Origin of the sequence: Rugosimonospora africana (assembly GCF_016862975.1) — a bacterium.
Lineage (GTDB): Bacteria > Actinomycetota > Actinomycetes > Mycobacteriales > Micromonosporaceae > Rugosimonospora > Rugosimonospora africana.
On record NZ_BONZ01000009.1, the window covers coordinates 98866 to 118092 of the forward strand.

Annotated in this window: 19 protein-coding genes and 1 pseudogene; 10 read left to right on the forward strand and 10 right to left on the reverse strand. The window is 70.3% G+C overall.

The window, feature by feature from the left end:
• The first annotated feature begins 142 nt into the window (after positions 1 to 142).
• Both ychF and Raf01_RS04365 read left to right on the forward strand, forming a co-directional pair.
• Positions 143 to 1228: a redox-regulated ATPase YchF gene (ychF, locus tag Raf01_RS04360; RefSeq protein WP_203916402.1), complete on the forward strand. Its 1086-nt coding sequence runs from the start codon at positions 143 to 145 to the stop codon at positions 1226 to 1228.
• Positions 1229 to 1230: 2 nt separating this feature from the next.
• Positions 1231 to 1545, forward strand: coding sequence for a HigA family addiction module antitoxin (locus Raf01_RS04365; RefSeq protein WP_275412953.1), 315 nt, complete (start codon positions 1231 to 1233; stop codon positions 1543 to 1545).
• Positions 1546 to 1603: 58 nt separating this feature from the next.
• Here Raf01_RS04365 and Raf01_RS04370 read toward each other — a convergent pair whose 3' ends face one another.
• A complete protein-coding gene (locus Raf01_RS04370) occupies positions 1604 to 1933 on the reverse strand; it encodes a 4a-hydroxytetrahydrobiopterin dehydratase (RefSeq protein ID WP_203916404.1) in 330 nt (109 codons plus the stop codon).
• Between the two features lie 180 nt (positions 1934 to 2113).
• Here Raf01_RS04370 and Raf01_RS04375 point away from each other — a divergent pair, with 180 nt between their 5' ends.
• Together Raf01_RS04375 and Raf01_RS04380 are read left to right on the forward strand one after the other, a co-directional pair.
• The gene (locus Raf01_RS04375; RefSeq protein ID WP_239133365.1) at positions 2114 to 2521 is read left to right on the forward strand and encodes a (deoxy)nucleoside triphosphate pyrophosphohydrolase; all 408 of its coding nucleotides are present in this window, start codon (positions 2114 to 2116) and stop codon (positions 2519 to 2521) included.
• A gap of 98 nt (positions 2522 to 2619) precedes the next feature.
• On the forward strand, positions 2620 to 3132 hold the full coding sequence (locus Raf01_RS04380; protein ID WP_203916405.1) for a DUF1990 domain-containing protein: 513 nt from the start codon (positions 2620 to 2622) through the stop codon (positions 3130 to 3132).
• 13 nt (positions 3133 to 3145) lie between these two features.
• On the opposite strand, the pseudogene Raf01_RS04385 reads toward Raf01_RS04380, so the two are convergent.
• From Raf01_RS04385 to Raf01_RS04415, 7 genes and pseudogenes are all read right to left on the reverse strand, one after another.
• Positions 3146 to 3901, reverse strand: a pseudogene (locus tag Raf01_RS04385) (succinate dehydrogenase/fumarate reductase iron-sulfur subunit); the annotation flags it as partial.
• Entirely contained in the window at positions 3901 to 5823 is a 1923-nt protein-coding gene (locus Raf01_RS04390) for a fumarate reductase/succinate dehydrogenase flavoprotein subunit (protein ID WP_203916407.1), read from the reverse strand. The gene Raf01_RS04390 and the pseudogene Raf01_RS04385, both read right to left, overlap by 1 nt.
• A 12-nt stretch (positions 5824 to 5835) precedes the next feature.
• Positions 5836 to 6648 carry a succinate dehydrogenase subunit SdhC gene (gene sdhC, locus Raf01_RS04395; RefSeq protein ID WP_203916408.1) on the reverse strand — a complete coding sequence of 271 codons (813 nt, stop codon included), beginning with the start codon at positions 6646 to 6648 and terminating at the stop codon, positions 5836 to 5838.
• Positions 6649 to 7075: 427 nt separating this feature from the next.
• Positions 7076 to 8458 carry a TldD/PmbA family protein gene (locus Raf01_RS04400; protein WP_203916409.1) on the reverse strand — a complete coding sequence of 461 codons (1383 nt, stop codon included), beginning with the start codon at positions 8456 to 8458 and terminating at the stop codon, positions 7076 to 7078.
• The gene (locus Raf01_RS04405; RefSeq protein WP_203916410.1) at positions 8455 to 9891 is read right to left on the reverse strand and encodes a TldD/PmbA family protein; all 1437 of its coding nucleotides are present in this window, start codon (positions 9889 to 9891) and stop codon (positions 8455 to 8457) included. Before Raf01_RS04405 ends, Raf01_RS04400 begins: the two co-directional genes overlap by 4 nt.
• 155 nt (positions 9892 to 10046) lie before the next feature.
• Positions 10047 to 10343 (reverse strand): 4a-hydroxytetrahydrobiopterin dehydratase, encoded by a 297-nt coding sequence (locus Raf01_RS04410; protein WP_203916411.1) that lies wholly within the window; start codon positions 10341 to 10343, stop codon positions 10047 to 10049.
• Between the two features lie 83 nt (positions 10344 to 10426).
• Entirely contained in the window at positions 10427 to 12571 is a 2145-nt protein-coding gene (locus tag Raf01_RS04415; protein WP_203916412.1) for a S9 family peptidase, read from the reverse strand.
• A gap of 112 nt (positions 12572 to 12683) precedes the next feature.
• Between Raf01_RS04415 and mshB the strand changes: the two genes are divergently transcribed.
• The 3 genes from mshB to Raf01_RS04430 all read left to right on the forward strand — a co-directional run bounded on the left by mshB (position 12684) and on the right by Raf01_RS04430 (position 14864).
• Positions 12684 to 13547 (forward strand): N-acetyl-1-D-myo-inositol-2-amino-2-deoxy-alpha-D-glucopyranoside deacetylase, encoded by an 864-nt coding sequence (mshB, locus tag Raf01_RS04420; RefSeq protein WP_203916478.1) that lies wholly within the window; start codon positions 12684 to 12686, stop codon positions 13545 to 13547.
• A gap of 10 nt (positions 13548 to 13557) precedes the next feature.
• Positions 13558 to 14205, forward strand: coding sequence for a hypothetical protein (locus Raf01_RS04425; RefSeq protein WP_203916413.1), 648 nt, complete (start codon positions 13558 to 13560; stop codon positions 14203 to 14205).
• Positions 14206 to 14399: 194 nt separating this feature from the next.
• The gene (locus Raf01_RS04430) at positions 14400 to 14864 is read left to right on the forward strand and encodes a hypothetical protein (RefSeq protein ID WP_203916414.1); all 465 of its coding nucleotides are present in this window, start codon (positions 14400 to 14402) and stop codon (positions 14862 to 14864) included.
• Here Raf01_RS04430 and Raf01_RS04435 read toward each other — a convergent pair.
• On the reverse strand, positions 14854 to 15843 hold the full coding sequence (locus tag Raf01_RS04435) for a GNAT family N-acetyltransferase (protein ID WP_203916415.1): 990 nt from the start codon (positions 15841 to 15843) through the stop codon (positions 14854 to 14856). The genes Raf01_RS04430 and Raf01_RS04435 overlap by 11 nt on opposite strands.
• A gap of 82 nt (positions 15844 to 15925) precedes the next feature.
• Here Raf01_RS04435 and fdxA point away from each other — a divergent pair, with 82 nt between their 5' ends.
• From fdxA to Raf01_RS04445, 3 genes are all read left to right on the forward strand, one after another.
• Entirely contained in the window at positions 15926 to 16252 is a 327-nt protein-coding gene (gene fdxA / locus Raf01_RS49365) for a ferredoxin (protein WP_239133366.1), read from the forward strand.
• A 98-nt stretch (positions 16253 to 16350) separates the two neighbouring features.
• Positions 16351 to 17409 carry a succinyldiaminopimelate transaminase gene (gene dapC, locus Raf01_RS04440; protein ID WP_239133375.1) on the forward strand — a complete coding sequence of 353 codons (1059 nt, stop codon included), beginning with the start codon at positions 16351 to 16353 and terminating at the stop codon, positions 17407 to 17409.
• Between the two features lie 10 nt (positions 17410 to 17419).
• Positions 17420 to 18103 (forward strand): SIMPL domain-containing protein, encoded by a 684-nt coding sequence (locus tag Raf01_RS04445; RefSeq protein ID WP_203916417.1) that lies wholly within the window; start codon positions 17420 to 17422, stop codon positions 18101 to 18103.
• Positions 18104 to 18251: 148 nt separating this feature from the next.
• Here Raf01_RS04445 and dapD read toward each other — a convergent pair whose 3' ends face one another.
• Complete coding sequence (gene dapD, locus Raf01_RS04450; protein WP_203916479.1) at positions 18252 to 19181, reverse strand: 2,3,4,5-tetrahydropyridine-2,6-dicarboxylate N-succinyltransferase; 930 nt, start codon at positions 19179 to 19181, stop codon at positions 18252 to 18254.
• Positions 19182 to 19227: the final 46 nt, after the last annotated feature.

Genomic DNA, 19227 nt, shown 5'->3' on the forward strand with positions numbered 1-19227 from the left:
GGCAGCCCGTCTTCGGGTTCCTGGGCGGTACCCGGATTCTCCGGTCGAAGGCCCGCCGGAAACCCGTTTCCGTCGCCCGGGTGATAGCCGGTGGCCGTGCGGCGCGCTGCGACCGCGTTCACGTTCAGTAAGCTCCTACGACGTGAGCCTTACCATCGGCATCGTCGGCCTGCCCAACGTCGGCAAGAGCACCCTGTTCAATGCCTTGACCAAGAACGACGTGCTCGCCGCGAACTACCCGTTCGCGACGATCGAGCCCAATGTGGGCGTCGTCGGGCTGCCCGACAGCCGGCTGACCGCACTCGCCGAGATGTTCGACTCCGCGAAGATCGTGCCGGCACCGGTCAGCTTCGTGGACATCGCCGGCCTGGTCCGCGGCGCGTCGAAGGGGCAGGGGCGGGGCAACGCGTTCCTCGCGAACATTCGTGAGGCAACCGCGATCTGCCAGGTGGTACGCGCGTTCTCGGACCCGAACGTGGTGCACGTCGACGGCAAGATCTCACCGGCCGACGACATCGAGACGATCAACAGCGAGCTGATCCTCGCCGACCTGCAGACCATCGAGCGCGCGCTGCCCAGGCTCGAGAAGGAGGCCAAGGTCCGCAAGGACCGGACGGGGATCGCGGCCGCCGCGTCGGCCGCCGCGGCGCTGCTCAACGAGGGCGTCACGCTGTCCGCCGGGGCGGCCAAGGCGGGCATCGACACCGAGGCACTGCGCGAGCTGCACCTGTTGACCGGCAAACCGTTCCTGTACGTCTTCAACGTCGACGAGGCCGAGCTGGGCAACGAGGACTTCCTGGCCGAGCTGCGCGCCCTGGTCGCGCCGGCCGAGGCCGTGTTCATGGACGCGAAGATCGAGTCGGAGCTGATCGAGTTGCCCGAGGACGAGGCGCGCGAGTTGCTCGCCTCGATCGGCCAGCCGGAACCCGGGCTCGACCAGCTGATCCGGGTCGGTTTCCGCACGCTCGGGCTGCAGACGTACCTGACGGCGGGGCCGAAGGAGTCGCGGGCCTGGACGGTCGCGGTGGGCGCGACGGCACCGGAGGCGGCCGGCGTCATTCACACGGACTTCCAGCGCGGTTTCATCAAGGCGGAAATCGTCTCCTACGACGACCTCATGGAGGCGGGCTCGATGGCGGCGGCGAAGGCGGCCGGCAAGGTCCGCATCGAGGGCAAGGACTACGTGATGCAGGACGGCGATGTCGTGGAGTTCCGCTTTAACGTGTAGCGATGTCGAAGTTGTCGACTACCACTGACAAGTTGGACCCCGTGCACCCTGGCGAAGTTCTGATGGAGGACTTCATCAAGGGATTCGAGATCACCCAGAACAGGCTTGCGGTCGCCATCGGCGTGCCGCCGCGCCGGATCAACGAGATCGTGCACGGCAAGCGCTCGATCACAGCTGACACGGCTCTGCGTCTGAGCAGGTACTTCGGCACCTCTGCCCAGTTCTGGCTCAACCTGCAGGATCAGTACAACCTGGACATCGAAGAGGACCAGATCCACGCGGAACTCGACGCCATCCAGCCGCTCAAGATCGCTTGAGATGGGGAGAGGCCTCACGCGTAGCTTCTGTCGGAGCTGAGGCGCGACCGCCCGGGCGTCAGCGGGGCGCGCCGTCCGTCGAGGAGTCGGTCACGCTGCGGTAGGCATCCTCGATGCGCGCGGCCAGCGTCACCTCGCCCGCCGTCAGCGCGGCGCCGTCCACCGGACTCACCATGATCTGCGTGTACCCGTCGAGCCTGCGCACGCTCGGCCGCAGCTGCAACGCGTCGGACACTACCTTGATCCGTTCGGTCAGGGCCGCGTGCTGCGCGTCATCGATCCGCAGAGTACGTTTGATCTCCCGGCCCTCCAGGGTCCAGCCGGCGAGCAGAGTCAGCGCATCATGGAGGTAGTCATGTCCGCTCGTTGACTTGCGTCGAGCACGCATGGCCGTCCTCCCAGGCGTCGTTGCCGGCTCGTAGCCATTTCGTGGCCGTACCGTTGCTGTTGATGTCCCTAGTGTTCCTGGGCCGGCACGCTGTGTCCACGCTCACAATTCAGTCGTCTGGTGAGCTTCGGTACACCGCAGGACACCTAATCCTTCTTTTGTCTGGCAGGCTGATGCGTCGTGCAGACCGAACGGCCCATACCACGGATCATTGTCGGAGCCGCCATTATCGAGGCCGGCCGGGTGCTCGCGTGCGCCCGAGCCGCACCGCCCGAGGTCGCGGGCCGGTGGGAGTTCCCAGGCGGCAAGGTCGAAGAGGGCGAGAGCGAGCCGGAAGCGCTGGTCCGCGAGTGCGAAGAAGAGCTCGGGGTCAAGGTTGAGGTCGGCGACCGGGTGGGCGGCGACATCCCGATGAGCCACGGCCGTTCCGTACTGCGCGTGTACGTGTCCCGGCTGCTCGACGGCCAGACCCCGCAGCGCCTGGAGCACGCCGAGCTGCGTTGGCTGGGCCGTGACGAACTGTTCAGCGTCGACTGGCTGCCCGCCGACGCGCCGATCGTGGCCGAGTTGCCACCGCTGCTCGACTGACAGTGCTGCTCGACCGACCACGTCGGCACTCCGACACGCCCACCGGCGAAGTTCATGATCGTCGAGAATCTCGTCGCGGGGTGCGCGACGATCGAAGGGTGGATCTGACTTACTCCGAGGTCGGAGCGACCCGTGGTGGCACGTTCCCGCCCGGCTACCGGCAGGTCCGGGGTCGGGCGCGGATCGGTCGCGGCGAGCAGGTGTTCGCCGCCGCTGTACACGCTCTGGGCTCGTTCGACATGCAGCGGGGCGCGGGACTCAAGGTGCGCACGAACGTCGCCATGGCCGCCGACGGGGCGGAGGTCGCCTTCGGCTTCGGTACCGGGCCGGTGCGGCTGTGGGCGCCGGTACGGGTGGTGTGGCTCGTGAACGAGCCGCTGCGGTACGGGTACGGCTACGGCACCCTACCGGGGCATCCGGAGACGGGCGAGGAGGCTTTCCTGGTGTCCCTGGCTCCGGACGAGACCGTCTGGTTCGAGGTGCGGGCGTTCAGCCGGCCGGGGCGCTGGTTCGTCCGTGCGGCCGCGCCGCTGGCCGGTCTCGTGCAAGACCGGACCAACGACAAGTACCGCAAGGCGATCCACCGGCTGGCGAACGCCCGCACCACCTGATTCGCTAAGCCTCGATCTGGTCGCGCCGGAAGATCTTCCGGCCCAGCCAGACCAGCGGGTCGTACCGGTTGTCGACCGCGCGCTCCTTCATCGGGATGATCGCGTTGTCGGTGATCTTGATGTGCTCCGGGCAGACCTCGGTGCAGCACTTGGTGATGTTGCAGTATCCGATGCCCTGCTGCTCGACCGCGAAGTCCTTCCGGTCGTCCTTCGCGTCCAGCGGGTGCATGTCCAGCTCGGCGGCCCGGATGAAGAACCGCGGCCCGGAGAACGCCGGCTTGTTCTCCTCGTGGTCACGCACCACGTGGCAGGTGTTCTGGCAGAGGAAGCACTCGATGCACTTGCGGAACTCCTGCGAGCGCTCCACGTCGACCTGCTGCATCCGGTACTCGCCGGGCTTGGTGTCCACCGGCGGAGCGAATGCCGGCATCTCGCGTGCCTTCTGGTAGTTGAAGGACACGTCGGTGACCAGGTCGCGGATGACCGGGAAGGTGCGCAGCGGGGTGACCGTGACAGTCTCGGCCTCCTCGAAGGTGGACATCCGGGTCATGCAGCCCAGGCGCGGCCGCCCGTTGATTTCCATCGAGCACGACCCGCACTTGCCCGCCTTGCAGTTCCAGCGCACCGCGAGGTCGGGCGCCTGCGTCGCCTGGAGGCGGTGGATGATGTCGAGTACGACCTCACCGTCGTTGACCTCGACCTGGAAGTCCTCCAGCGAGCCGCCGGTGTCGTCCCCGCGCCAGACCCGGAAATGCCTGTTCGCGCCCATCACTCACCATCCTCGGCCGGCTTGTACGAAGCCAGCTCCTGCTCGGTCATGTACTTCTTCAGCTCGGACAGCTCGAACAGGCCGAGCAGCTCCGGTCGGATCTCGGGGATCGGCTGGTGGCGCAGCGCCACCTCGCTGGACGGGCCCAGCGAACAGACCAGGTTGACCTGCCGCCACTTCGGGTCCATCTCGGGGAAGTCCTCCCGAGTGTGCCCGCCGCGCGACTCCTCGCGCTCCAGCGCCGCCTTCGCGGTGCACTCCGAGACGACCAGCATGTTGCGCAGGTCCAGGGCGAGGTGCCAGCCCGGGTTGAACTTGCGCCCGCCGGTGGCGCGCACGTTGGCCACCCGCCCGCGCAGGTCGGCCAGGTGCTTGAGGGAGTCCTCCAACTCGGACTTGCGCCGGATGATGCCGACCAGATCCTGCATCACCTGCTGGAGGTCGTGCCAGACCTCGTACGGGTTCTCGCCCTCGGTGCGCTCCAGCGGTGCCAGTGCGGTACGCACCGCACCGTCCACATCGGACTGAGCGACCGCCGGCCGGGAGCCGGCGACGGAGTCGACGTACGTCGCCGCGTGCTCACCGGCACGCTTGCCGAACACCAGCAGGTCGGACAGCGAGTTGCCGCCGAGCCGGTTGGAGCCGTGCATGCCGCCGGACACCTCACCGGCCGCGAACAGGCCCTGGACGGTACCGGCAGCGGCCCCGGACTCCGGGTCCACCTCCACGCCGCCCATCACGTAGTGGCAGGTCGGCCCGATCTCCATCGGCTGCTTGGTGATGTCGACGTCGGCCAGTTCCTTGAACTGGTGGTGCATCGACGGCAGCCGCTTGAGGATGAACTCCGGTGAGCGGCGCGACGCGATGTCCAGGTAGATGCCGCCGGCCGGGGTGCCGCGTCCCGCCTTGACCTCGGAGTTGATGGCCCGAGCCACCTCGTCACGGGGCAGCAGCTCCGGTGGGCGCCGGTTGTTGTCCGGGTCGGTGTACCAGCGGTCGGCCTCTTCCTCGGTCTCCGCGTACTGCTTGCGGAACACGTCCGGCACGTAGTCGAACATGAACCGCTTGCCCTCGGAGTTCTTGAGGATGCCGCCGTCGCCGCGTACCGACTCGGTGACCAGGATGCCCTTCACCGACGGCGGCCAGACCATGCCGGTCGGGTGGAACTGGAGGAACTCCATGTTGATCAGCGTGGCGCCGGCCCGCAGCGCGAGCGCGTGCCCGTCACCGGTGTACTCCCAGGAGTTGGAGGTCACCTTGTAGGACTTGCCGACGCCACCGGTGGCCAGCACGATCGCCGGCGTCTCGAACAGCAGGAAGTCGCCCTTTTCCCGGGTGTACCCGAACGCGCCGGCGATCCGGTCGCCGTTCAGGATCAGCTCGGTGATGGTGGTTTCCGCGAAGACCCGGATGCCGCTCTCGTAGTCACCGGTCGCCGCGAAGTCTTCCTGCTGCAGCGACACGATCTTCTGCTGCAGGGTACGGATCAGCTCCAGGCCGGTACGGTCACCGACGTGCGCCAGGCGCGGGTACTCGTGGCCGCCGAAGTTGCGCTGCGAGATCTTCCCGTCCTTGGTGCGGTCGAACAGCGCCCCGTAGGTCTCCAGCTCCCAGATCCGGTCCGGTGCCTCCTTGGCGTGCAGCTCGGCCATCCGGAAGTTGTTCAGGAACTTGCCTCCGCGCATGGTGTCGCGGAAGTGCACCATCCAGTTGTCGTTGGCGTTCATGTTGCCCATGGCGGCCGCCGCGCCGCCCTCGGCCATGACCGTGTGGGCCTTGCCGAACAACGACTTCGAGATGATTGCCGTCTTCTTGCCGGCGAGCCGCGCCTCGATGGCCGCGCGCAGGCCGGCGCCGCCGGCGCCGATGACGACGACGTCGTACTGGTGCCGCTCGATGGCGGTGTTGTTTGCTTCAGTCATCGTTGTCTCACCTCAGCCGATGAACCGCGGGTCCGAGAACCAGCCGGCCGACACGGCCATCACGTAGAAGTCGGTCAACGCGAGGGTGCCCAGGGTGATCCAGGCCAGCAGCATGTGCTTCGCGTTCAGCTTGGACACGAAGATCCAGAATCGGTACCGCAGTGGGTGCTTCGAGAAGTGCTTGAGCCGCCCGCCGGTGATGTGCCGGCAGGAGTGGCAGGACAGCGTGTATGCCCAGAGCATCACCACGTTGCCCAGCAGGATCAGGTTGCCCAGGCCGAACCCGATGTGTTCGGTCCCGGAGAAGGCCCTGATCGCGTCCCAGGTGTTGATGATCGAGATGATCACCGCGGCGTAGAAGAAGTACCGGTGCGCGTTCTGGAAGATCAGCGGGAACCGGGTCTCGCCGCTGTAGGTCTTGTGCCCGTCCGGGACCGCGCACGCCGGCGGCGACGCCCAGAACGACTTGTAGTAGGCGCGCCGGTAGTAGTAGCAGGTGAGCCGGAACAGCAGCAGGAACGGCAGGGTGAGTGCGGCGAACGGGATGAGCGCGTTGGCCGGCAGGAACCGCCCGAACTCCGCGGACTGCTCGGAGCAGCCGTTGGAGATGCACGGCGAGTAGAACGGGGTCAGGTAGTGGAAGCCCGGCCCCTCGTGGAAGTACCACTTCTGCATGAAGACCCGCACCGTGGCATAGGCGAGCCAGGCGACCAGTCCGAGTACCGTGAGCAGTGGCGCCAGCCACCATCGGTCAGTGCGCAACGTCTTCGCCGCGATTGCGGCGCGTGGCCGGTCTACCACCGGCCTCGTTGCCGTCGTCGTCATCGTGTGTTCGCTCCCTGACGGGCTGTTTGTTGTTTGGGGGGCCGGGCAGACCGGAATGTGCGGTGCACACGTTACGCCGGGGTTAGCCGAGACCACGCGCAAGGGAGTCTCGCGTGTGACAGCGGCTTAACGGAAGCCAAAACGTCACATCGGACCCCTGGGTGTGCATTACTTCACTGGACGCCCGTGAATCGGTCCGCGATCAGCGGCGGCGCCAATGGTCAGACAAATAGTGTCCGCGATGGCAGCGGAATGCCCGGATTGTTGCTGATGTACGGAGTGCGGGCACCGAGCCGGTGGGGGAACGGTATGGCCAAGATCACTATCGGCGGGCCGGCCAGGCTGCGAGCCGGCCGTGCGCTGAGCCCGCAGACCGGCTCAGCGCACGGTGTGAGTCGGCCGCGTGGCGGCCCGCCGGCCCGGCGGCTCAGCCCGAGGCCCCGCCGGTGAAGTTCCACGACGCGAGGCGCAACGCGGGAGCGATGAATGAGGAATCCTCGTACGTGGCCGGCATCGGTACCGCGTGACTGCCGATGCCCAGCACCGCACCGGGCGCCATGGCCTGCGGGTACGACTGGGTGAAGCGCATGTTGCGCACCGGCCACACGACCTGGCCGTCCTCGATGAGCCACACGCCGTTGCGGGTCAGCCCGGTCATCACCAGCGTCCTCGGGTCCAGCACCCGGGTGTACCAGTGATCGGTGACCAATACGCCCCGGCTGACGCCGGCAACCAGCGCGGCGACGCTGGAGTCGGCGGCCGGGCCGTCCACCTCGGACGGTGGCTCGGCGCCGTCCGGAGTGGACGGAGTCAGCCGCAGGCTCATCGGCGCCGGACCGGATTGGCTGTCCGCCGCCGCGTGCCCGGTCGACGATGTGCCCGCCTCGGTCGCGGTGCGCCGGTCGTGCGCCACGGCGGTGGTCACGCCGCCGCTGACCATCTCCACCCGGCGCTTGGGCGTGCCCTCGATGTCGAACGGGATCCCGATCGCGCCGGCGAACACCGGATCGTCGACCAGGTTCACCGACGGGTCCATCTGTGCCTCGCCGACGACCGCGAACGAGCGCCGCTCGCCGACCGCCTTGCCGTTGAACCCGTACACGGCCAGGCACCGCAGCACATCGTGGACCGCGGTCGGTTCCAGTACCACCTCGTACCGGCCCGGCGGCAGCTCCACCGGATCCACGGCGGCGAGCGCCTTCGCGGCGGCCCGGGCGCCGAGCACCGAACCGTCCACATCGGACAGCCGGCTGCCGGCCCGGCGTGCCACGCCGTCGGAGGACGGGGTGCGGGCGATACCGTCCAGCGCGACGTCTGTGCTCGCGCCCTCGACGTACTGGCCGGCGGAGTTCGCGAACGCCACCCTCTTGTGCCTGGTCCGGCAGTACCCGGCGGTGGTCAGCCCCTGGGCCGCGGCGACGAAGTCGTGTACCCGCGCCGCCCGGTCGGCTGGTGTGGCGGCCACGATCGCCTCGTCGACGGTACCGGTGGTGAGCGCCGCGGCCGGCGGCGTGAGTCCGGGCCAGCTCTTGTCCGGCGGGCACAGGCGGGCCGCCGACACCGTCCGCTCGACCAGGTCGCGCAGCGCTCCGGGATCGGTCAGTGTGGTAGTACCCGCCGCGGTGCGCCCGTCGATGTGAAGCCGGAGTCGCACCACCGTCGCGGTGTCAGCGACGTTCTGGTGGATGTACGAGTTGGCGAACCTGGTCAGCGCGAGCGCCTGCCGCTCGACGACGACCTCCGCCTCCGCGGCTCCACCGGTGGCCGCCTTGACGAAGTCGAGTACCTGCGAAGCCAGCTCGTCGATCATCCCCGCACTCCCACCCGGACGTCGGTGAAACGGGCCGGGGCGGCCGGATGGCCGGTGTGCCCGACCTGGCCCGGCTGGCCCTTGCCGCAGTTCGGCGTGCCCCACGGCACGATCTCCGAGGAGAGCATGTCCATCGACTGCCAGAACACCGGCCCGATCCCGGTGTAGGTCGGGTTGCGCAGCATCCTGCCGAGCTTGCCGTCCTTCACCTCCCAGGCGATCTCGCAGCCGAACTGGAAGTTCAGCCGCTTGTCGTCGATCGACCAGGACCGGTTGTTGTCCATGTAGATGCCGTCGTCGGTGGACGCGATGATCTCCTCCAGCGTGTGCGGCCCGGGCTCCAGGCCGACGTTGGTCATCCGTACCATCGGCAGCCGCGCCCAGCCGTCCGACCGCACGCTGCCGGCGTAGTCGAGCCCGGCGGTCGCCGCGCTGTCCCGCCCGGCGAGTACGCCGACCCACTGTCCATTGCGGACGGCGTACCGCGCGGTCGCCGGAGTGCCCTCGTCGTCGTACCCGAAGGAACCCAGGCCGCCCGGCACGCTCGGGTCGATGACGATGTTCATCAGGTCGGAGCCATACCGCAGCCGGCCCAGTTCGGCCAGGTTCAGCCAGGAGGTGCCGGCGTACGCCGCCTCCCAGCCGAGGATCCGGTCCAACTCGATGGCGTGGCCCACCGACTCGTGGATCTGCAACGCCATCTGTTCGCTGCCCAGGATCAGACTCGTGTTGCCGGCCGGGCACAGCGGCGCGGACAGCAGCGCCCGGGCCTCGTCGGCGATCCGGCCGGCGTGCGCGCCGAGGTCCAGCTCGTTGACCAGCTCCCAGCCCCGGGTGCCGTACTGGCCGCGGTACGACGGGTACGAGCGGCGCTGGGTCTCGCCCTCGCCGATGACGGTGGCCGAGATGCCGGCGCCGCACTCCCGGATGTGCTGGTCGATCCGGTGCCCCTCGGACGAGACGAACCACTTGGTGGTGTCCCAGATCTGGTACAGGCCCTCGGCGAGGTCGGCACCGTGCCGGCGGGCCTCGTCGGTGGCACCGACCAGCAGGTCGCCCTTGTCCGACAAGGCCACCGAGAGCGGGTCGATCAGGCACTCGCTGCTCCACGAGCCTGACTCGGCCGGTACCGGTACCAGATCGGCGGCCGGCCCGGCGACGGTCGCGGACGCGGCCGCGATCGCGGCGGCCTGCTCACCCGCTGCCCGGGCGGCGGCGTCGGCGAGGTCGGGTACGGCGAAGAACCCCCAGCCGGAGCCAACCAGGGCGCGTACCCCGATCCCGGCGCTCTCGTTCTGTCCCAGTTCCTCGATGTCGCCGTTACGCGCGGTCATCGACTCGTAACGGCGATGCATCACCCGCGCGTCGGCGTACCGGGCCCCTGCGGCGAGAGCGGCCTCGACCGCCGCGCTGGCCACGTCGAAGTGCGTCATGATCGCCACCCTACCCCCGCTGGTCAGGTGGACCGACCAGTGGTTGGTCACCGACCCGTCGGGTGCGCGGGCCGCTCGGCCGGCCCGGTGGTCAGCGGTCGGGAGCGCGGCCGGTCGGGGTGCTGAGCCGGTCGGGAGCGCGGCCGGTCGGGTGCTCAGCCGGTCGCGACCGAGGCCAGTTCGTTGATGCGGGCGGCGAGCGCCAGATCCTGCTCGGTCACCCCGCCGTCGGAGTGGGTGGACAGCCGGAACGTGACGTCACGCCAGCGGATGTCGATGTCCGGGTGGTGATTCATGGTCTCGGCGGCGTCGGCCACCGCGGTCACCAGTGAGATCCCGGCCAGGAAGCCGGAGGCGGTGATCGTGCGGCTGATTTCGTCGGTGTCGCCGGACCAGCCGGGCAGGCCGGCGAGCGCGGTGGACAGTTGCTCGGCAGACAGCACGGTAGCCATCTGCTCACGGTACCGGCTGATCGGTGCACGCGCCGGTCGAGCGGGATCCCGCGTCACGACCATCCACAGTGGACGATTCGGGGTCAGCCCAGAGAGGTCCGCAGGAAATCCAGCTCCAGCCGCAGCAACCGCTCGCTCAGGCCGCCGGCCGCCATGTGGGTCGCGCCGGTCAGCGGGATCATCGCGTGCGGCCGGCCCGAGGCCAGCAGCGCCGCCGACAGCCGCAGGGTGTGCGCGGCCACCACGTTGTCGTCCACCAGGCCGTGGATGAGCAGCATCGGCCGGGCGTCGTCCGGGCCGGCCGGCTGCTCGGCGGCCAGCTCCAGCACCGAGTGGTGGGCGTACACGTCCGAGCCGTCGCTGGGCAGGCCGAGGTACCGCTCGGTGTACGCCGTGTCGTACAGCTCCCAGTCGGTCACCGGCGCGCCCACCACCGCGGCGTGGTACACGTCCGGCCGGCGCAGCACGGCCAGTGCCGACAGCCAACCGCCGAACGACCAGCCCCGGATGGCCACCCGGGACAGGTCCAGATCCGGGTGCTTGTCGGCCAGCGCGCGCAGCGCGTCCACCTGGTCGCCGAGTACCACGTCGGCCATCCGGCGGTGGACCACCTTCTCGAAGCTGGGCGCCACCCCGGGGGTACCCCGGTTGTCGACCACCGCTACCGCGAACCCGGCGTCCGCCCACCACTGCCGTTCCAGCCAGCGCGACCGCACCGAGAGCACTTCCTGGTGGCCCGGGCCGCCGTAGATGTCCACGAGTACCGGCAGCCGCCGCCCGGCGACGTGGTTGCGCGGGTACAGCACGCCGGTCGGCAGCCGGCGGTCGGTGACCCGTTCGAGGACCGGACGCGGCGCGTACGGCGGGCTGGCCGCCAGGTTGGTCAGCTGACCGATCTCGTCGTCCCTCCGGTACACGGTCCACTGCGCCCCGGAGTGGTCGAGCCCCAGCGCGCCGATGACCAGCGTCTCGCCGCCACCGAACCCGGTGAACCAGCCGGAGCCGGTGCTGATCCGGTGCGCGTCCACGATCGGCGCGCCGGCGTGCGCGGTGACGCGGTACAGGTGCTGCTCGCTGGGCTCGCCCTCGCTCGCCTCGACCAGCAGCTCACCGCTGTGCTGGGCATTCGGTACGCCGATCCGGCCGCAGACCCGGCGCACGTACAGGTTCGGCGGGGTCAGCAGGGTGCCGTCGGCGAACAGGCAGCGGGCGTCGTACCCGTCGTGGGCCAGCTCGCCGCCGATCAGCACCCGGCCGTCCGACAGGTACGCCGGGGTACCCGGGATCGGCTCCACCCACCGCGGATCGGCCAGCTCCGCGTGTACCTGGGTCTCGCCGGTACGCGGGTCGACGGCCAGCACCAGCCCGTGCTGCTGGAGCCGGCGCAGCACGGTGATCAACGGTCCACCGACGTCCGACCAGGACACCGAGACCAGGTACGGGTAGATCTCCCGGTCCCAGTGCACGTCCACCCAGCCGCCGTCCAGGTCGAGCAGGTGCAGCGTGACCTCGGCGTTGGGGGACCCGGCGTACGGGTAGTTGACCACGGTCGGGTTGCTCGCCGGGTCGGCCGGGTCGTGCAGCGTCCAGCGGTTCACCCGGCTCTCGTCGACCCGGGCGGCGAGCAGCGACTGCCCATCGGGGGCCCACCAGTACCCGCGGAACCGGCCGAACTCCTCGGCCGCGATGAACTCGGCCAGCCCCCAGGTGATCCCGTCCTCGCCGGCGATCAGCGTGTCGGAGGGCCCGGCCCCGCTCGAGGTCCCGGTCGAGGCGACCCGGAGCGCGCCTCCGGTGACGTACGCGATCTTCGTACCGGTCGGGTCCGGCCGCGGGTCGATCACCGGTCCGGCGGTCGACACCTCGGCCACGGTCCCGGCCGCCAGGTCGGCCCGGAACAGCTGGCCGCCCAGGGTGAACGTGGCGACCCGGGCGACCGGGTCGGTGGCGTACGAGCCGATGCCACCGGCCGACAGGCGGCGCCGCTCGCGCAGCGCCCGCTCCTCCGGCGGCAGGTCGCCGGCCTCGCCGGCCAGCAGCTCGGCGGGTTCGGCGATCAGGCGTTCCCGGCCGGTGGCGACGTCGAAGGCGAACAGCCGGTCGACCGGATCCAGCGGGCCCGACGATCGCAGGAAGAGCACTCGACTGCCGTCGGCGGCCACGCTGACCGCTCGCGGCGAGCCGTAGGAAAATCGCCGGGTACGGGCAGCCAGTTCCGGATACTCCATTCGACCATGATGGCCTCCCGGCAGGCCCGGTGTCGGGCCATACGGCGAGCCGCACGCGTACAGTGTCCGGGTGACCGTCGACGAGGCCGCCCCGAGAGCGGCAAAGCGGATCATGCTCGTGCACGCGCACCCCGACGATGAGTCGATGGGCACCGGCGCGACGATGGCTCTTTACGCCGCACAGGGCGCACAGGTCACTCTGGTCACGTGCACCCTCGGTGAAGAGGGCGAGATCCACGTGCCGGCCCTCGCTCAGCTGGAGGCGGCCCAGGCCGACCAACTCGGCGGATACCGGGTGGCCGAACTCGACGTCGCGTGCGAGGCGCTCGGCGTGACCGACCACCGGTTCCTCGGCGGGGCCGGCCGGTACCGCGACTCCGGAATGATGGGCCTGGACACCAACCGGCACCCCCGGGCCTTCTGGCAGGCCGACGTGGAGGCGGCCGCCGGCCTGCTGCTGGAGATCATCCGGGAGGTCCGGCCGCAGGTGTTGGTGACGTACGACGAGAACGGCTTCTACGGGCACCCGGACCACATCCAGGCGCACCGGGTCGCCATGCGCGCCGCCGAACTCGCCGACGCGGAGGGCTTCGGTCCGCAGAAGATCTACTGGACCGCCGTGCCGCGCAGCGTCCTGGAGGACGGGTTCAAGGCGTTCGCGAACTCCACGGACAACCCGTTCAAGGACATGGAGCGGCCCGAGGACCTGCCGTTCGGCACCCCGGACGACAAGATCGCCGCCCGCATCGACGGGCACGCGTTCGCCCACCAGAAGACGGCCGCGCTGCAGGCTCACGCCACGCAGATCCCGAAGACCTCCTGGCTGTTCACCGTCGCCAACAACTTCGGCAGCGAGTTCATGGGTGTCGAGTTCTACACGCTGGCCCGGGGCGACATGGGCCCGTCGAGCGGACCGAACGGGTGGGAGGACGACCTGTTCGCGGGCATCGACCTGCCGGCCGTGGCGGCCTCGTAACGGTCGTCAGATGGGCACGTCGAACACTGTGTTCAAGGTCGCCGGAGTCGTCACCGGCCTGCTGGGCGGCTTTCTCACCGGCCTGTGGGAGATCTTCCTCAGCCCGGCGTACATCGGCGCGACACTGGTGCCGTTGTCGCCGGTACTGGCGGCGATCACGAACTTCGCCCTGATCTGGTACGTCCGGCGGCTGACCGGCAGCACCGCGCTGTCGCTGCTGCCCGGCGTCGTCTGGTTCGCCACGATGCTCGTCGGGACGAGCGGGGGACCGGGTGGCGACGTGCTGCTGCCGGGTGACGCCGCCGGCCGGATGGGGCTGATCGCCATCCTGGTGGGCGCGGCCGTCTGGGCGATCATGGCGTACCGGCAGGTCCTCAACCGCGCGGCACCGGCCGGCTTCAGCGGTCCCGGTCCCCGCCGGGGCACCGCTCCGTCCGGCCAGGCCGCTCCGGCGCGATCCGCCCCGACCCCGCCTGGTGGCGAGGCCGCCGAGTCCAGCGAGGTCACCGAGTCCAGCGGGGCCAGCGAGGGCGCCGGAGCCGCCGAGGTCAAGCCGGCGCGGGCCGGGCAGCAGAAGTCGGCCGGCTCCCGGCCGAAGTCCTCCAACCGGCGCCCGTCCGGATCATCGAAGTCACCCCGGCCCGGTGGCCGCCGCTGATCCGTCCGGTGGGCCCCCGATCCCTCCCGGCTGGCGTCCCTCCCGGCTCACGCGCTTCCCGACCCGCCGGCGGAGATGGCGACCCGCCCGCGGAGATGGCATTTAATAGCGCGCTCCGAGGTTCACGCGCTATACCTCTTGGCATTCCCATGCGTGAGCGGGAGAACGGCGGTTGCGGGAACGGAGGAACCCAAATGAAGGACCGGTGGTTGCCGGTCGCCGTGGTGGCGGGTGTGCTGTTCGCGGTCAATGCGATCGCGCGGTTCATCGTGTGGCTCGCCGCGCCGAAGAGCGACGCCACGCAGATCGTCATCGGTCTGGCGGTGTTCGGTGTGGTCGGCGTCGTGATGATCTGGGCCGGGTTCCGGTGGGGCCGGCGGTACCCGATGTCCCGCGTCGCGCCCGACCTTTTCATGGTCGTCGTGGCCAGTTGCCTGCTGTCGGTCGTGATCGGCCCGCTGGCCGGTGGTTCGCTGCCGTTCCGGGAGGGCGTCGGGCTGTTCTTCGGCGAGGTCTGGCGGTATGTGCTCTACGCCGCCGCGGGCGCCGTACTCGGCCTGCTGGTACTGACCACGCTCGGCATGGACTACCGGTCCCAGGCACTCAAGCGGTACGCCGAGCTGAAGCAGGCCAAGCCCCGGCGGGTGGTCAGGCGCTGACCGCTCCGGTCGGGTCGTCCGGTTCCGGGGCGGAGCCGGCCCGCGTCTCGTCGAGCGTCCGGGTCACGTAGCTGTGGTGCGTGGTGAAGCCGAGCCGGGCGTACAGCGCCTGGGCCGCGTGATTGTGGTCCTCCACCTGAAGCAGGGCGGTGTGTGCCCCGTCCCGCGCGGCCCAGCCGGCCAGCGTACGGGTGAGAAGGCCGGCCAGTCCCCGGCGCCGGGCCGGCTCGGCGACCTCGACGAGGCTGAGGTGCAGGAAACCGGAGACCACCGCGCCTCGGGCCGTCGCGATCGGCTCGTCGTCGCCGTACACCGTGGCGAACCGCACCCGCTCCGGGCCGGTGAGCAACTGGTACCCCTCGGGCGGCAGCCCACCCTTGCGGGCGGCCGCGACGGCCAGCCACTCCGGGGTCGGAGTGGGGTCGAGCCGCACCGGCGGCCCGTCCGCCGGAGTGTCGGCGGCGAGATCGGCCAGCCGGGCGGTCTGCACCAGCACCGGCGGCGACCGGTCCCACCCGCGCCCGTCCAGGGCCACGTCCACGGCCCGGGCGAGCGGCAGCGGCGCGTTGATCCGGGCCGGCAGGCCGCGTTCGGCGTACCACCGGCGTACGGCGTCGATCGCGTCCGGCAGGTCCATCCCCGGGTCGCCGATCGGCAGCGCGGAGTTGCCCCGCCCGGTCCACCCGCCGGCCGCCCGTAGCTGCCAGTCGCCGAGCCGGTCGACCTCCGGCGCCGGCCAGGCGAGGCTGGCAACCCGCTCCAGGGCGGCCGTACCGTACCTGCGTTCGGGTATCCGTTTCGCCGCGCTCACCCGGTCGAGCGGCACCCGCAGCGGTCCCTCGGACGTGGCCACGGTGAGCCCGTCGGAGCCGAATTCGAGGAGTTCGCCCAGCGTGTCGGAGTAGAGTGGACGATTGTCGCGAACGCCGACGATTCGTCTGACCACCACCCGGTGTCCCACATCTTCCGGCCCCAGCACGATCCCCTCCTCGCAAGACGAGATACTAGGCTCTAACCGCCGCGGAGGATCGCGGTGAAGTGCTGGTCGGAGAGGATTACCCGTGACGTACATCATCGCCGAGCCGTGCGTTGATCTGCTCGACAAGGCATGCATCGAGGAGTGCCCGGTCGACTGCATCTACGAGGGCAACCGGATGCTTTACATCCACCCCGACGAGTGTGTCGACTGCGGGGCGTGCGAGCCGGTCTGCCCGGTTGAGGCGATCTTCTACGAGGACGACGTCCCGGCTCAGTGGAAGGACTACGTCGGCGCCAACTACGAGTTCTTCGAGGACCTGGGTTCGCCCGGTGGCGCCTCGAAGGTCGGCAAGGTCGCCAAGGACGCGGCGTTCGTGGCGGCGCAGCCGCCGCGGGAGGCCGAACACTGAGCCCGCTCGACGATCCGGGCCCGGGCGCTGTCCCGGGTCCGCGGAATACCGCGCCTCGGCCCACCTCGGCGAACCCGGCGGTCCGGCTCTCCGCCGGGCTGCCCGACTTCCCGTGGGACCACCTGGAACCGGCCAAGGCGAAGGCCGCCGCCCACCCGGACGGCCTGGTCGACCTGTCCATCGGCACGCCGGTCGACCCGGTGCCGGACGTGATCCGGGCCGCCCTGTCCGGCGCGTCGAACTCGCCGGGGTACCCGCTGACCGCAGGCACCCCCGAGCTGCGCGCCGCGATCACCGCCTGGGTGGGCCGGGCCTGCTCGGCGGCGCCCGGCTTCGGCGTACTGCCCACGATCGGGTCCAAGGAACTGGTCGCCTGGCTGCCCACACTGCTGGGCGTCGGACCGGGCGACACCGTGGCGATCCCGTCCGTGTGCTACCCCACGTACGAGGTCGGTGCGCGGCTCGCCGGCGCGAACGTGATCCGGACCGACTCGCTGACCGCGATCGGCCCGGCGCCGGTGAAACTCATCTGGATCAACTCGCCGTCCAACCCGACCGGGCGGGTGCTCGGCGCCGATCACCTGCGCAAGGTGGTCGACTGGGCGCGTGAGCGTGGCGCGATCGTGGCCAGCGACGAGTGCTACCTGCCGTTGGGCTGGGACGAGACGCCCACCTCGGTGCTGTCGATCGCCGACTCGTACCGCGGGGTGCTGGCGGTGCACTCGCTGTCCAAGCGCTCCAACCTCGCCGGGTACCGGGCCGGATTCGTGGCGGGCGATCCGGAGCTGGTCACCGAGTTGCTGGCCGTACGCAAGCACGCTGGCATGATCGTTCCGCAGCCGGTACAGGCGGCGATGATCGCGGCGCTGGACGACGAGTCCCACGTGGACGCGCAGCGGGAGCGGTACCGTGCCCGCCGGGCGGCGCTGCGCGCGGCGCTGGAGAAGGCCGGCTTCACCGTGGAGCATTCGGAGGCCGGGCTCTACTTGTGGTCGACCCGCGACGAGGACTGCTGGTCCACCGTGGACTGGCTGGCCGAGCGCGGGATCCTGGCCGCACCCGGCACGTTCTACGGTCCGGCCGGGCACCGGCACGTCCGGGTCGCGTTGACCGCCACCGATGAACGGATCGATGCGGCGGTGTCCCGGCTGGCGTAGGTTACCGGCCATGGAACGGGATGCGAGCGCAACCGGCCCGGTGGTCGCCGTCCGCGGCGAGGTGTTCTACGAGGTACCGCCGGACATCGCCACCTTCTCGGTGACCGCCAGCGCGTTCTCGAAGGACCGCCAGGAAGTGCTGCAAGAGCTGACCGACCGGGTGGGGTCGCTGCGAGAGGTCCTGGACGCGTACGCGGACGCGATCTCCGAGCGGGCGACCGGCGGGATGTCGATGAACGTGGTGACCAAGCGGGATTCCGAGAAGGTGGGCGGCTACCGGGCGAGCGTCACCACGACCGTGACGGTGCACGACTTCACGGTGCTCGGCGACCTGATGCTCCGGCTCGGCGACCACGCGCGCACGGCCCTCAGCGGACCCTGGTGGGCGCTGCGCCCGGGCAGCCCGGTGCACCGCGAGGCTCGTACCGCCGCGGTTGGCGACGCGGTCGCCCGGGCCCGCGAATACGCCGAGGCGCTCGGCGCCCGGGTGGTCGGGCTCATCGAGCTGAGCGACATCGGGCTGGGCGGCCGACCCGACGCGATGCCCCGCGCGATGACCCTCGCCGGGCACTCCCAGTGGGAGAAGGAAACCCCGCAGCTCGACCTGGAGCCGCAGCGGCAGCAGGTGCGGACCGCGGTCGAGGCGCGCTTCCTGATCAGCGAGGCGACGGTGCTGAGCGAACCGCCGGCCTGACCGGCCGTGCGCCCCCGGCCGCGACCCGTGGGTCAGTGGTTGCTGTGTGGGACTGTGCTCGCCTCCGCCACAGTTCGGCTCCGGCTGCGCTCAGTCGTTGCTGCGTGGGACTGTGCTCGCCTCCGCCACAGTTCGGCTCCGGCTGCGCTCAGTCGTTGGCGTGCAGCGCGGCGTTCAGCGCCACCGAGCCGCCCTTGCGGGGCTTGGCCTCCAGCGCACCGGTCACCGAGTTGCGCCAGAACAGCAGGCCGTCGACGCCGGACAGGGCCGACGCCTTCACCGTCTCGCCGGACGGGAGGGTGATCTTCGAACCCGCGGTGATGTAACAGCCGGCCTCGACCACGCAGTCGTCACCGAGCGAGATGCCGATGCCGGCGTTCGCGCCGATGAGGCACCGCTCGCCGACCCGGATGATCTCCTTGCCGCCGCCCGAGAGAGTACCCATGATGGACGACCCGCCACCCACGTCGGAGCCGTCGCCGACCACCACGCCGGCCGACACCCGGCCCTCGATCATGGAGGCGCCCAGCGTGCCCGCGTTGAAGTTGACGAACCCCTCCTGCATGACCGTGGTGCCCGAGGCCAGGTGGGCGCCCAGCCGAACGCGGTCGGCGTCGGCGATGCGTACCCCGGTCGGGGTCACGTAGTCGGTCATCCGGGGGAACTTGTCCACCCCGTACACAGTGAGCATGCCGCCGGTGGCCCGGACCGCCAGGCGCAACTCGTCGACCCGGTCCGGCGGGCATGGCCCGGCCGAGGTCCACGCGACGTTCGCCAGGAACCCGAAGATGCCCTCCAGGTTGACCTGGTGCGGCTGGACGAACCGGTGCGAGAGCAGGTGCAGGCGCAGGTATACGTCGGCGGCGTCGGCGGGTGCCTCGGCCAGGTCGGAGATCACGGTGTGTACCGGCATCGTCCGCAGCCCGGCGGGGAGCCGGTCGCCGATCAGAGCCGGGTCGAAGCCGGCGTCCTCGGCGGGCGTTCCGAGCCCGAGCCGGCCGGCCGGGTACCACGCGTCGAGCAGCTGACCGTCGGCGGTCACGGTGGACAGGCCGATTCCCCACGCCGGGGAGGTGATGAATTCCCGCACGTGTGAACCCTACTAAGGTCGAGCGGGTGAACGT